Source organism: Nonomuraea sp. KM90, from assembly GCF_052246675.1.
Lineage (GTDB): Bacteria > Actinomycetota > Actinomycetes > Streptosporangiales > Streptosporangiaceae > Nonomuraea.
The window spans coordinates 85216-96446 of record NZ_JBQQCB010000030.1; the positions used below are offsets into that span (position 1 = coordinate 85216).

The 11231-nt window shown below is 72.3% G+C and carries 15 protein-coding genes; 9 read left to right on the forward strand and 6 right to left on the reverse strand.

Features of this window, described 5'->3' with window-relative positions; all coding sequences use genetic code 11:
* Positions 1–51: 51 nt before the first annotated feature.
* The gene (locus ACTWPW_RS27715; RefSeq protein ID WP_443170344.1) at positions 52–1035 is read left to right on the forward strand and encodes a BtrH N-terminal domain-containing protein; all 984 of its coding nucleotides are present in this window, start codon (positions 52–54) and stop codon (positions 1033–1035) included.
* Positions 1036–1051: 16 nt separating this feature from the next.
* Here ACTWPW_RS27715 and ACTWPW_RS27720 read toward each other — a convergent pair whose 3' ends face one another.
* Both ACTWPW_RS27720 and ACTWPW_RS27725 read right to left on the reverse strand, forming a co-directional pair.
* Positions 1052–1831: a neutral zinc metallopeptidase gene (locus tag ACTWPW_RS27720; protein ID WP_443170345.1), complete on the reverse strand. Its 780-nt coding sequence runs from the start codon at positions 1829–1831 to the stop codon at positions 1052–1054.
* Between the two features lie 79 nt (positions 1832–1910).
* On the reverse strand, positions 1911–2993 hold the full coding sequence (locus tag ACTWPW_RS27725) for a Gfo/Idh/MocA family protein (protein ID WP_364130701.1): 1083 nt from the start codon (positions 2991–2993) through the stop codon (positions 1911–1913).
* A gap of 222 nt (positions 2994–3215) precedes the next feature.
* On the opposite strand from ACTWPW_RS27725, the gene ACTWPW_RS27730 reads away from it, so the two are divergent.
* Positions 3216–3674, forward strand: a complete 459-nt coding sequence (locus tag ACTWPW_RS27730; protein ID WP_443170346.1) for a hypothetical protein — start codon at positions 3216–3218, stop codon at positions 3672–3674.
* 9 nt (positions 3675–3683) lie between these two features.
* On the opposite strand, the gene ACTWPW_RS27735 is transcribed toward ACTWPW_RS27730, so the two are convergent.
* Positions 3684–4718 carry a PucR family transcriptional regulator gene (locus tag ACTWPW_RS27735; RefSeq protein ID WP_443170347.1) on the reverse strand — a complete coding sequence of 345 codons (1035 nt, stop codon included), beginning with the start codon at positions 4716–4718 and terminating at the stop codon, positions 3684–3686.
* Positions 4719–4834: 116 nt separating this feature from the next.
* Here ACTWPW_RS27735 and ACTWPW_RS27740 point away from each other — a divergent pair, with 116 nt between their 5' ends.
* Entirely contained in the window at positions 4835–5731 is an 897-nt protein-coding gene (locus tag ACTWPW_RS27740; protein WP_443170348.1) for an alpha/beta hydrolase, read from the forward strand.
* 12 nt (positions 5732–5743) lie between these two features.
* Positions 5744–6148: a cupin gene (locus ACTWPW_RS27745; RefSeq protein ID WP_443170349.1), complete on the forward strand. Its 405-nt coding sequence runs from the start codon at positions 5744–5746 to the stop codon at positions 6146–6148.
* A gap of 25 nt (positions 6149–6173) precedes the next feature.
* Here ACTWPW_RS27745 and ACTWPW_RS27750 read toward each other — a convergent pair whose 3' ends face one another.
* A complete protein-coding gene (locus ACTWPW_RS27750; protein WP_443170350.1) occupies positions 6174–6680 on the reverse strand; it encodes a carboxymuconolactone decarboxylase family protein in 507 nt (168 codons plus the stop codon).
* Between the two features lie 149 nt (positions 6681–6829).
* On the opposite strand from ACTWPW_RS27750, the gene sigJ reads away from it, so the two are divergent.
* Complete coding sequence (gene sigJ / locus ACTWPW_RS27755) at positions 6830–7726, forward strand: RNA polymerase sigma factor SigJ (RefSeq protein WP_443170351.1); 897 nt, start codon at positions 6830–6832, stop codon at positions 7724–7726.
* 119 nt (positions 7727–7845) lie between these two features.
* Complete coding sequence (locus tag ACTWPW_RS27760) at positions 7846–8199, forward strand: hypothetical protein (protein ID WP_443170352.1); 354 nt, start codon at positions 7846–7848, stop codon at positions 8197–8199.
* Between the two features lie 70 nt (positions 8200–8269).
* Here ACTWPW_RS27760 and ACTWPW_RS27765 read toward each other — a convergent pair whose 3' ends face one another.
* A complete protein-coding gene (locus ACTWPW_RS27765; protein WP_443170353.1) occupies positions 8270–8824 on the reverse strand; it encodes a TetR/AcrR family transcriptional regulator in 555 nt (184 codons plus the stop codon).
* A gap of 95 nt (positions 8825–8919) precedes the next feature.
* Between ACTWPW_RS27765 and ACTWPW_RS27770 the strand changes: the two genes are divergently transcribed.
* Complete coding sequence (locus ACTWPW_RS27770) at positions 8920–9423, forward strand: hypothetical protein (RefSeq protein ID WP_443170354.1); 504 nt, start codon at positions 8920–8922, stop codon at positions 9421–9423.
* On the opposite strand, the gene ACTWPW_RS27775 is transcribed toward ACTWPW_RS27770, so the two are convergent.
* On the reverse strand, positions 9363–10019 hold the full coding sequence (locus tag ACTWPW_RS27775; RefSeq protein WP_443170355.1) for a TetR/AcrR family transcriptional regulator: 657 nt from the start codon (positions 10017–10019) through the stop codon (positions 9363–9365). The two genes, ACTWPW_RS27770 and ACTWPW_RS27775, sit on opposite strands and share 61 nt — an antisense overlap.
* 95 nt (positions 10020–10114) lie before the next feature.
* Between ACTWPW_RS27775 and ACTWPW_RS27780 the strand changes: the two genes are divergently transcribed.
* Positions 10115–10606: a nitroreductase/quinone reductase family protein gene (locus tag ACTWPW_RS27780; RefSeq protein WP_443170356.1), complete on the forward strand. Its 492-nt coding sequence runs from the start codon at positions 10115–10117 to the stop codon at positions 10604–10606.
* A gap of 180 nt (positions 10607–10786) precedes the next feature.
* Positions 10787–11231, forward strand: a 445-nt coding sequence (locus tag ACTWPW_RS27785) for a hypothetical protein (RefSeq protein ID WP_443170357.1), incomplete at its 3' end; no start/stop codon positions are given.

Here is an 11231-nt window from a genome sequence, read left to right on the forward strand (position 1 = left end):
TGGCAGACTCCATGCTCGTCCCACGGCGCGCACCTGGAGGAGAGCAACCGCATGACGATCGTGAAGGGCGTCGAGGCCCGCGACACGCAACACTGCGAGACGACGGCGCTCGGGGTGCTGCTGCGGCACGAGGGGCTCGATCTGTCCGAGCCCATGCTGTTCGGGCTCGGCTCGGGCCTGTCCTTCGTCTACTGGGACAGCAAGGCCATGGCGGTCCCCTTCCTCGGCGGCCGGGTCAGGCCGTTCGAGCTCACCGGGAACCTGGCCGCCAGGCTGGGGCTGACCCTGGGGACCGAGGAGACCACCTCACCGCGCAGGGCGTGGGCGAACGTGGCCGCCCAGATCGACGCCGGCCGGCCCGTCGGGCTCCAGCTCGACAGCTACCACCTGGACTACTTCCGGTCGAAGGTGCACTTCGGCGGGCACGTCGTCGCGATGTACGGCTACGACGAGCACGATGCCTACCTGGTGGACACCGGGCCGCAGGGCGGGGCGGTGCGCACCAGCCGGGCCGGCCTGGCCGAGGCGCGGGCGGCGCGCGGCCCGATGACCGCCAGGAGCCGCTCCTTCACCATCGCGCTGCCGGCGCACCCCGTCCCCTGGCAGGAGCGGCTCGTCCCCGCGATCACGGCGTGCGCCGCGGCCTTCCTCGCCGCCCCCATCGCCAACCTGGGCCATCGTGGCATCGAGAAGGCCGCCCGGCAGGTGCCCACCTGGCTGTCCCGCGCGGAGCAGCCGCAGCGGGACCTGCCGCAGGCCGCCCTGCTCATGGAGCGGGCGGGCACCGGGGGTGCCCTGTTCCGGGCCCTCTATCGCGACTTTCTCGGCGAGTGCGCCGGGCTGATCGACGACGGCGGCCTCCGTACCGGCCACCGGCTGTACGGGGAGGCCGCCGTCATGTGGACGGACGTGGCCGCCCTGATCGCGAAGGCCGGCGAGACCGGCGACGCCGCGCACCTCGACCAGGCCGGCGCCATCCTCCACGACCTCGCGCGCATCGAGAGCGAGGCCATGCACGTGCTCCGCCGGCTGTAGCCCGCGCGGCAGCCAATCAGTCCACCTCGGCCGCCGGGGCGGTCCACGTGTTGCAGTGGCCCGGCCTGCCGCCCCGGAACCCGCCGTTCAGCCAGGCGGCGCCGTGCTGACCCCGCCCGTGGGTCCGCTCGTCGCCCGTGTCGCCTCTCCGGGCGAAATCGGCCAGCACCAGCTGCCAGTCCTCGGCGGACACCGGGAGCGAGTCACGGACGGCGGCGAACCAGACGCCCGCGAAGCAGTCGGCCTGGAGCTCGTAGCGGCGGCTGATGGCGAGCGTCGCGCCCTCGTCGGAGGTGGAGACCTCCCGCTCCGCGGCGGCGTCGCCGATGCCCGCGTTGTCCTGGACGTGGTGCCCGTACTCATGGGCGAGGATCGCGGTCAGGAGCATCGCGTTCTCCTCCTCGTCCACCCCGAGGTAGATGCCGTTGTTGACGGGGCAGTAGAAGGCGGCGGCGTCCGGCTCCGGGTAGTCGCCGCAGGCGCCCCGGCCGGGTTCGGACCAGAAGACCCGGGTGGGCAGCCCGGAGGAAAGCCCGCTGGTCGCCTGGAGTGCCTGCCATGACCGGTCCATGCAGTCGGCCATGGCGTGCAGGAAGGCCGGCCGAGCCGTGTCCGGGGCGCGGCATTCGCCCGTCAGCGGGGACGCCGCGTAGATCGGGTTCCGCTCCAGGCTCCCGGTGACGACGTCGGCGCCCGGCAGCGGGGTCGAGCTGAGGGCCGGGGCAGGCGGTCGCTGCGCGGCCAGCTGGCCCAGGACCAGTCCCAGCGTCGCGGCCAGGGCGATGAACCCGATCACCCCGGCGGCGAACGCCCCTAAGCCTGAGCGAACCGGTCGCGAGCCCGGCCGCGGCGGCCAACTTCCCACCAGCCGGAGTCTAGATGCTCGATCCCGCCCAGGCCTCCTTGCCGGTGGTGACCGGGGCACCGGTCCTCGCCGACTCCCCGATGGCGAGGCTGATCAGGTGGTCCTGGCACGCCTCGGCGAGCGGGTAGGGAGGCGGGCCCTCCTGGCGGGCCCAGGCACCCGTGCGGTCGAGGATGTCCGCGACCGCGATGTCGTCGTCGGACCGGGCCGCTCCCTCGAACGGGTTGCGGTAGACCACGCGCCCGTCGAAGCTGATGTGCTTGAGGTCGCGCAGCTCCAGGTTGAGGTCGATGCCGGTGTCGCGCCGGATCAGCCGCGACTCCACCGGCGTCGAGGGGTCGACAAGCCGCACCACCCGGTCGTCCACCAGCTCGCCGATCGAGCCGCGCACCACGATGCGGCGCATGCGCAGGGGGTTCCACCACTGGTTGTCGGTGAAGTCGTACAGGCCCATCCGGCCGCCGAAGTCGAGGGTGGCGATGGTCGTGGTCAGGCGTCGCGGCGTGTCGTCACCCGTCCACCCGCCGAACCCCAGCGGGTCGGCGAGCGGCGCCTCGAACGCCGAGGCGCGTACCTCGGCGGCGTCGAACCCGATGCCCAGCAGGCCGCGGATCATCGACACCGCGTGGTACAGGTGGGTCGAGGAGACCTGGACCGAGGTCGGTTCGCCGATCACGCCCTGCCGGACGAGCGCCAGCCGGGCCGCGTGTCCGGGCATCAGCAGATACTGCTCGGCCACCTGGACCAGGCCGCTGCCGCCCACGTCCCGCCACAGTGACCGCAGCCCGTCGAGGTCGGGCGCGGGCGGCGTCTCGGCCAGGACCGGCATCCGATGCCCGACCGCCGCACGGATCGCGTCCGGCATCGCGGCCCACGGGACCGCCGCGGCGAGGTAGTCGGGCCGCTCGTGCCGGAGCAGGTCGTCGATCGAGGGGAAGGCCGGTACGCCCCACTCGGCGGTCACCTCGCCGGCCCGCTCCGCGCTGCGGGTCACGACGCCGCTGACCCGCAGCCGGTCCGGCATCGCCGCGGCCAGCCGCAGGAAGAACCGGGTCCGCCGCCCGCTGCCGATCGCGCCGAACGTCGTGGTCATGAAGGGACCTCCTCGGGGGCGGGAGCGATCTCGCAACAGCGTATACGGCCTGCCGAAAAGCCCCGCCGTCGGCGTCGGCGTCGGCGTCGACGGCGGCGTCGACGGCGGCGAAGAGGATCTCGCGGCTTCCCGATCGCCGGGCTGTAACCGCGGGCACTGGCAGGCGGACGGACGCTCACCACGATGGGTGCCGGATCTTCTCACACAACGAAAGGTGATGTCGTGCGTCTGCTCACCGGGTTGACGATGAGTGCTGTCCTCGCCGCCGGACTCCTGGCCGCCCCACCCGCCATGGCCGCCCAGACGGCGGTGAGCTTCGCCGCGGACTCGGGCGACTCGTGCCGCCGCGGGGTCACGGAGGGCACGATCGAACGGTACGACGGTCCGGTCGTCCGGCCGCTCGTCAAAGTCGAAGGCTCGCTGTACGACGAGGCCCGCCCGACTGTCTGCTTCCCCGACAACCTGCACTCCACGGCCACCTTCCGCGGTTACCGCGGCACCGAGCTCGTGGACTCCGAGACGTACAAGGCGGACAACGAGCAGGTCAAGCTCTCCTTCGGGCTGTCCGACCCGACGGGGGTGCGGAGCATCGACCGGGTGGTCGTGCAGGTGTGCCGGTTCAGCAACTCGCCGATCGGGATCAGCTACTGCGGCGCGGCGCAGGAATACAAGATCCCCTAGAGGGTCTCGTCAGTCGTCGAGCAGCCGCCACGCGGTGAGGGCGATCCTGGCCCGGGTCAGGCCGGTGGGCTCGGTCAGGTCGATGCCCAGGCTCCTGCCGATCTGTTCGAGGCGGCGGGCGATGCTGCTGTGGTGCAGGTGGAGGAGGTCGGCGGCCTGCCGCAGGGAGCCGGTGGCGCAGTAGGCGTCCAGGGTCTCCAGGTCTTCGGGGGTGCCGGCCAGCCGGGCGATCGCGATCACGTCGGCGTTGCCGCGGGCGGCGTCCTGGGGGATCTCGGCCAGCAGCGCCAGGGCGCCCAGGTCGCCGTGGTGGACGACCGGCCGGCGGGCGGTGGTGAAGCGGAGGGCGGTGCGGGCCTGCTGCCAGGACCGGTCGGGGCTCTCGGCGCCGCCGACGCCCGCGCGGACGCCCGCCGGGATCCCGGCCGGATCCAGGGTGGTGGCCAGGATGACGCCCGCGTCGGCGAGCGGCGCCGCCTTGACCGGGCGGGCCGGGCAGACCAGGGCGCCGACCTGGTCGAGCGGCAGCCGCGAGTGTACGGCGACGACGCGGATCGGCAGGTCGGCGGCGAAACCCAGGAGCCGGAGCGCCCGGGCCCTGGCCGCCTCGTCGATGTTGGCGCTGATCGCCAGCTCGACGAGGGCCGGGTCGGCCATGGTGGTGCGGGCGGGGCCGTACCTCTCGACGACCCCCGCGGCGGCGATGGCGAGCCGGTCCAGCAGCACCTCGTCGAGGGGGCTGGGCCGGCCGGGGCGCTCCAGCCACACCGTGCCGATCTCCTCGTCGTCGAGGGTGATCGGCGCCGTGCTGGACGGGGGCGACGGCGGGGTGGTCGCCTCCTTGCCGTCGGGCGCCATGCGGATCACCCGCCCCGTGCCGTGCAGCCGGACCCCGGCCACGCACTCGGCCAGGCCGGCCGAGGCCCGCGCGAGCGCCGGGAGGTCCACCCGCCGGCGCATCAGCGTGTCGTAGAACGCGACGACGCGGATCGCGCCTTCGACGTGCGAGTCCAGTTGCGACAGCCGTTGGGCGAGTGCCTCCATGCCAGGAGAATAGGTCCTCCCTGTCCAGAAGATTGCGCCGATCTACGCGCGATCCGGGCGAAATGCCCGACAGATGGCGGATGGACTCCGGAGTGGCGACCGGCAGGATGGCCGGCATGGATCCCGAACTGGAGCCTTTCCTCCCGATGTTTCCCAAGGACGATCTGGCCGACCCGATCGCCTCGCGCAAGGTCTTCGCCGAGCGGGCCGCCATGCGGCCGGCACCGGATATCTCGGGCATGAAGGTCGAGGACCGTACGGTGCCCGCCGACCCGGACGTACCGGTACGGATCTATCGCCCGCACCTTGCCCACGGGGCCATCGTCTGGCTGCACGGCGGCGGCCTGGTCATGGGCAGTCTGGACACCGACCACCCGTGGGCCGCCCGGCTCGCGGACGACTCCGGCGCGGTGGTGATCTCCGTGGACTTCCGGCTGGCCCCCGAGCACCGGTTCCCGGCCGCCCTCGACGACGCCTACGCCGTACTGGAGTGGACGGCCGAGCACGCCGCCGAGCTCGGCGTCGATCCGGAGCGGATCGCGGTCGGCGGGCACAGCGCCGGCGGGGGGCTCGCGGCCGCGGTGGCGCTGCGGGCGCGCGAGGAGCAGGGGCCGGCGATCCGCTTCCAGCTGCTCAACCAGCCCGGGCTCGACGACCGGCTGGAGACCTGGTCGGCGCGGAACTTCACCGACACGCCCTGGCTGTACCGCGACAAGCTGGCCGCGATATGGCGGCACTACCTGGGCTCCGCGCCGGCCACGCCGTACGCCGCCCCGGCCCGCGCCGACGACCTGTCCGGCCTGCCGCCCGCCCACATCGCCACCGCCGAGTTCGACCCGCTCCGCGACGAGGGCATCGGCTACGCGCTGCGCCTGCTGCAGGCGGGCGTGCCGGTCGAGCTGCACCAGTGGCCCGGCACCTTCCACGGCTCGCAGGCCATCCCGACCGCCGAGGTGTCGCAGCGGCAGGTCGCCGAACTCGGCGCCGCGTTGCGCCGGGCCATGGCCGGCTGAGGTCGGCGCGGCATGACCGTCACCCCGATCGATCTCCTGGCGGCCTCCATCCACCTCCACCAGGGCGGCGAGATCCGCGCCGGGAAACGGACGACGGACCCCGACCAGGACGGCTGGCGCCTGACGGCCTTCCATGCGAAGACCGGCGCCGACGTCCACGCCGACCACTGGGAGGTCCATCCCGAGGCCGAGGAGATCGTGTCGTGCCTCGTCGGGAAGATCCGGCTCTTCCTCCGTCCGGAGCTGCCGGGGCAACAGGAGGAGGAGATCAGGCTGGCGGCCGGGACCGCGGTCATCGTGCCGCGCGGGCGCTGGCACCGCATCGAGCTGGACATCCCCAGCAACGTCATGTCCGTCACGCTGCCGCTTGGCAGCCGCCTGGAGAGGCGCGCGGTGCAGGCGCCGGCCTGCCCTTAGGATGTGCCGGCGCCTGCCCCGGGTGTCACTTGCTGTAGTTCTTCCCGATCGGCCTGCCGGGGATCGGCTTGGCGATGAGGGCGACGGGGATGAAGAAGCAGATCTGGCCGATCGCGATGGTGAGCGTCCAGAGTGCCTTGTCGTCGTAGTGCGCGGACGCCCTGGCGTACAGCTCGTCGGGGACGCGTTCCCCGGACGGGTTCGGGGTGAGGACGGCCTCGACGAGCTCCAGCGCGATCCGTTCGGCGTCGGTGAAGTAGGGAGCGTCCCGCCAGGAGGCCACGGCGGTGATGCGCTCCTCCGTCTCACCCGACTTGCGAAGGATGTCGCTCTGCCGGACGGTGTGGTACGTGCTGCCGACGATCTGCCCGGCGCGGAGCTGCACCAGGCCGACGGTCGTGCGCGGGATCGCACCGTTCATGGTGGCCTTGGTCATGGCTCCGGCGATCGTCCCTACCTCGGGAAAGAACTCGGCCGGGTCGGGCAGACGCGACTGGAGGTTGTCCTGCTCGGCCGTCGTGGGTGTGGACATCGGAGAACTTCCTTCTTGAGTGCTGGATGATGTTCAGCAAGTACGACGACCCGGCGGCCGAAACTGTGAGGTGGCGCGCCCGCCTCACAGTCCGGCCCGGTGTCTCGTCGATCCGGTGAGGCAATCGCACCGAGGGAACCGAGGACACCATGACCAACCACGCGATCATGAGCGAGCGGCGTCACCTGATCAATCTCGCCTACCGCCTGCTCGGTTCGCTGGCCGATGCCGAGGACGTCGTGCAGGAGACGTACGCCCGCTGGTACGCCATGTCCGAGGGGCAGCGGGAGGCCATCGAGAACCCCCCTGCCTGGCTGACGACGGTCGCCAGCCGCATCTGCCTCGACCTGCTCGGCTCGGCCCGGGCCCGGCGGGAGAGCTATGTGGGCGAGTGGATCCCGGAGCCGGTGCCCGGCCGTACGGACTGGGTCAGCGCGCGGCCCGGCACGGATCCGGCCGACCGCGTCACCCTCGACGAGTCGCTCAACATGGCCTTCCTCGTCGTGCTCGAATCGATGACCCCGGCCGAGCGGGTCGCGTTCATCCTGCACGACGTCTTCCGCTACTCCTTCACCGAGGTGGCCGAGATCGTCGGCCGCACGTCGGCGGCCTGCCGCCAGCTGGCCACCTCGGCCCGCCGCCGCATCCGCGAGTCCCAGGCGCCCCCGACCCCCACGGCCCGGCGCGCCGGCATCGTCAGGGACTTCAAGCTGGCCTGGGAGGCCAAGGACATCGACGCCCTCCTCGGCCTCCTCGACCCCGACGCCAAGGTGATCGCCGACGGCGGCGGCCTGGCCAACACCGTGATCCGGCCGGTGGAGGGCGCGGAGCAGATCGTGCGTTACGCCCTGACCCTCGCCGGCCTGGCGCCCGCCATGACGATCCAGGAGCAGACCGTCAACGGCCAGCCCGGTCTGGTGGGCGTGGTGGACGGCGTCACCGTGGCGGTGATGGCGTTCGACGTCGCGGACGACCGGATCACGCGCATCTGGGCAGTGCGCAACCCCGAGAAGCTCCGGCCCTGGGCGGCGGTACCGCAGCAGTAGATCGGCCTCACCTCACATTCCCGGCGGTTGTGTCGTCGGACTCCTGCGACACCGGCCAGGACGCTTCCCGCGTCCCGGCCGTCGTCCGCCCCTGCCCCACCGTCGTCAAGGAGTCAGCCGTGTTCCTGCGTGTCGCGATCATCCTGCAGACCCTCGCCCTCCTCGCCGCGCCGATCACCGCCGGACTGCTGCTGACCTCGCCCAGCGGACGGGTGCTGCACAGCATCTCGGCGTACGGGGTGTTCACCGCGGCGCTGCTGCACCTGATCGTCGCGATCCTGCTGTGGCGGCCGGGCCGCGGCTCCCCCAGGACCGCCCTGTACGCGGCCGGGTTCTTCGGGCTCACGCTCGCGCAGATAGCGCTCGGCATCGCAGCCGCGACGACCCTGCACGTCCCCTTGGGGGTGCTGCTGTTCGGCGTGAGCGTCCTTCAACTCAGCCGGCTCCCGGCCGTCCGCCGGCAGCCGTCCTGAGCCGACCCCGCGGGTCTGTCCGAGTCCCGCGCGTCTGTCCGAGTCCCGCGGGTCTTTGCGAGGCCCGCCGCTATGCGAGGCCCGCGGGCAACAGGGCGCGGATCGCGGTGTGGACGGCTTCGAGGTCGACCGCCTCGGGAGCGATCCGCCACTGGGCGTGTACGCCGATGATCGTCCCCACCAGCGCGACCGTGAACGCCTCCGGGGTGACGCCCGGGGGCAGCGCCTCGGCCGGGATCCGGGCGCGTACCCCCTGGCGAAGCGCCGCGTGGAGGCGCGCGTAGTGCTCGCGGATCGGCGAGCCCACCTCGACGGCCTCGGCGAGCAGCGTGATGAACAGGCGGGTGGCCGGCACCTGGATGAAGTCGACGACCTGCCCGAGCGGATCATCGGCGGGCGCGCCGAACCGGGTCAGCACCGCCTGGAGCTGGTCGTCGATCACCGCCTCCAGCAGGCCGAGCTTGTTTCCGAAATGCCACGGGATGGAGCCGCGGCTGATGCCGGCCTTGTCGGCGATGTCGACGAAGCTCGTCTGCCGGTATCCCTTCTCGGCGAAGAGCTCGGCGGCAGCCGCCACCAGCAGTCGGCGGCTCTCCTGAGTCCTCTCGTCACGTCGCGTGGCCATGCGGCCCATCTAACAGGTATGCCCGACGACAGATCAAATGCTGACCGGTATAGCCTATGTCGGCCAACATAGAAACACACCGAGAAGGAGCTCTCATGAGGCTGCCGAAGAGCGCGCACGCCAGGGACGTCGCCATGAGCTCGGGCCAGCGGATGCTCCGCTGGGCAAGCGGGATCATGCTCGTGCTCGGAGCGGGGCACCTGTCCTTACTGGCCCTCCTCACCTGGGAAAACGTCTCCGGGTGGGTGGACAGGGGACTGTGGGCGGCCGTCCCGCTCCTGGACGGGGATGCCGTTCAGACGGTGGCGTCCCTGCAGAACAAGGTCACCTTCTGGGCCGGGCCGGGCAGCTTCTCCGTGCCCCTGATTCTCCTGGGCTGCCTGACCTGGCACCTCGCCGGGCGCGGGGTCCCCGTGCCCGCCGGGATCGGGTGGGCACTCGCGGCGTGGTGCGCGCTGGGCGGCGTCCTTCTCGTGCCCTCCCCGTACGTCGCCGGGGTCGTCGCCGGCGGGCTCGTCATCCTGGCGGCGCGGCCGGGTCAGACCTTCGGTGCCATGGCCGCCACCGCGGACAGCAGGAGATCGATGCCGAAGGAGTAGTAGGCGTCGAGGTCGGGCGGGTCGGACAGGGTGGCGGCGAAGGCGGCCAGGTGGGGGTAGCGGCCGGGAGGCAGGCGTTCCAGGTCGAGGCGCTGCTGCCGCCTGAGCTCCGCGCTCGCCTCCTCGTCGCCGTCCACGCCACCGGGCTGGCAGGACACCGTCGCCGTCGCGCCCAGCAGCAGGTAGGAGGCCACCTGGTCGGCCTGCCGCGGCGTGAACCCGGCCTCGGCGAGCAGCCCGATCACGGTGTCGGTGGCCCGCAGGTATCCCTCGGCCGCGCTCTTGTCGATCACCGGCAGGAGGGCGGACAGGTAGGGGTGCGCGCGCGTCTGTTGCACCAGGGCGGTGACGACCGCACGGAGGCGCTCGGCCCAGGGCCGGTCCGGCGCCAGGCCGGCGACGAGCGGCGCGAGCAGGTGGTCGGCGAGCGCGGACAGCAGCTCGTCCTTGTTCTTGACGTGCCAGTACAGCGCCGTGGGCGCGACGCCAAGCTCGGCGGCGAGCCGGCGGATGGTGACCGCCTGGAGCCCGTCGGTGTCGGCGATCTTCATCGCCCGATCGACGACGGCCTGGCGGGTCAGTTTCTCCGAAGCCACCTGACCACTGTACGCACGTTCTCCTGTGCAATGTTCATGTACAGTGTTCCTGTACAGTGTTCATGAATGTTGTACAGGAAAGGGAGACGCCACGCATGAGTGCTGAATCGACACGTACGCACCGCTTCGACCGCTGGCTGTACCGCGGCGGCCGGCCCAACCGGCTGGCCCGGGCGATCAACCGCGTCTGGGCCACCGTCTTCGCGACCGGGGCGCTGCAACCGGAGCGGATGGTGACCCTGCGGGTGCCGGGCCGGCGTACCGGGCGGGTCATCTCCTTCCCGCTGGTCGTCGCGGACCACGAGGGCGAGCGCTATCTGGTGGCGATGCTCGGCCAGGAGACCAACTGGGTGCGCAATGTCCGCGCGGCCGGCGGGCTGGCGGTGCTGCGGCACGGCCGGCAGGAGACCGTACGCCTGGACGAGGTGGACGCCGGGGACCGTGCGCCCGTCCTCCGCCGCTACCTGGCCGTCTCGCCGGGCGGCCGCACCCACATCCCGGTGGACCGGCGGGCGCCGCTGGCGGAGTTCGAGCGGATCGCCGCGCGGTATCCGGTCTTCCGCATCACCCCGGTCGAGACACGGTGACCGCGTCCCCTGGCCGGTCGTCCCCGTGAGCCGCCGGGGTCACGAACCCGGCGCGGGCCGATGCCGGGATCATCACGTTCCCCGCCCGAGACCACGCTTCCCTGCCCTGATCAGCCGCCGAATGTCACCTTCCGAACACGGCAGGCGGCCCCGGCCGGAGTGGTGAGGTAGTCAGAGATCATGCTCCTCCTCCGGTTGTCCAGCGCCCTGTGCATCGCCGCGATGCTCGCCCTCACCGCCTGCAGCGAGGATCCCGCGGCCCGCGCCGCCCGTACCCACGCCGAACAGATCGCCGAGCGGCTCGGCCGCGGCCTGTCCTGGAACTCGGAGGACATCGGCCACGCGCTCTCCCGCGACGCGGACGTCGACGTGTACTCCGTGACCGGCACCAGGTACAGCGTCAGCGACCAGGGACGCGTCCTGCTGCGGATCCGCGCCACGAGCCCGGTGGATCGGGACGGTGAGCCGCTCGGCAGGACGAGCTCCCCGAGTCCCGCCGCGGTGGCCGTCGTGTGCTTCGAGATCTCGGTCTCCTACTCCGACACCGGCGTGGCCGAGGTCGACTGCCCGGCGGGTGAGCCGCGCTCCTTCCGCGCCCCGGCGGAGATCCCCCGCACCGCGTACG

Excerpts from the sequence above, each read along its gene's own strand:
- ACTWPW_RS27725 (WP_364130701.1), bottom strand. The coding sequence starts at position 2,993 with ATGACCACGACGTTCGGCGCGATCGGCAGCGGGCGGCGGACCCGGTTC.
- ACTWPW_RS27715 (WP_443170344.1), top strand. The coding sequence starts at position 52 with ATGACGATCGTGAAGGGCGTCGAGGCCCGCGACACGCAACACTGCGAG.
- ACTWPW_RS27780 (WP_443170356.1), top strand. The coding sequence starts at position 10,115 with ATGAGTGCTGAATCGACACGTACGCACCGCTTCGACCGCTGGCTGTAC.
- ACTWPW_RS27750 (WP_443170350.1), bottom strand. The coding sequence starts at position 6,680 with ATGTCCACACCCACGACGGCCGAGCAGGACAACCTCCAGTCGCGTCTG.
- ACTWPW_RS27765 (WP_443170353.1), bottom strand. The coding sequence starts at position 8,824 with ATGGCCACGCGACGTGACGAGAGGACTCAGGAGAGCCGCCGACTGCTG.
- ACTWPW_RS27745 (WP_443170349.1), top strand. The coding sequence starts at position 5,744 with ATGACCGTCACCCCGATCGATCTCCTGGCGGCCTCCATCCACCTCCAC.
- ACTWPW_RS27740 (WP_443170348.1), top strand. The coding sequence starts at position 4,835 with ATGGATCCCGAACTGGAGCCTTTCCTCCCGATGTTTCCCAAGGACGAT.
- sigJ (WP_443170351.1), top strand. The coding sequence starts at position 6,830 with ATGACCAACCACGCGATCATGAGCGAGCGGCGTCACCTGATCAATCTC.
- ACTWPW_RS27770 (WP_443170354.1), top strand. The coding sequence starts at position 8,920 with ATGAGGCTGCCGAAGAGCGCGCACGCCAGGGACGTCGCCATGAGCTCG.
- ACTWPW_RS27735 (WP_443170347.1), bottom strand. The coding sequence starts at position 4,718 with ATGGAGGCACTCGCCCAACGGCTGTCGCAACTGGACTCGCACGTCGAA.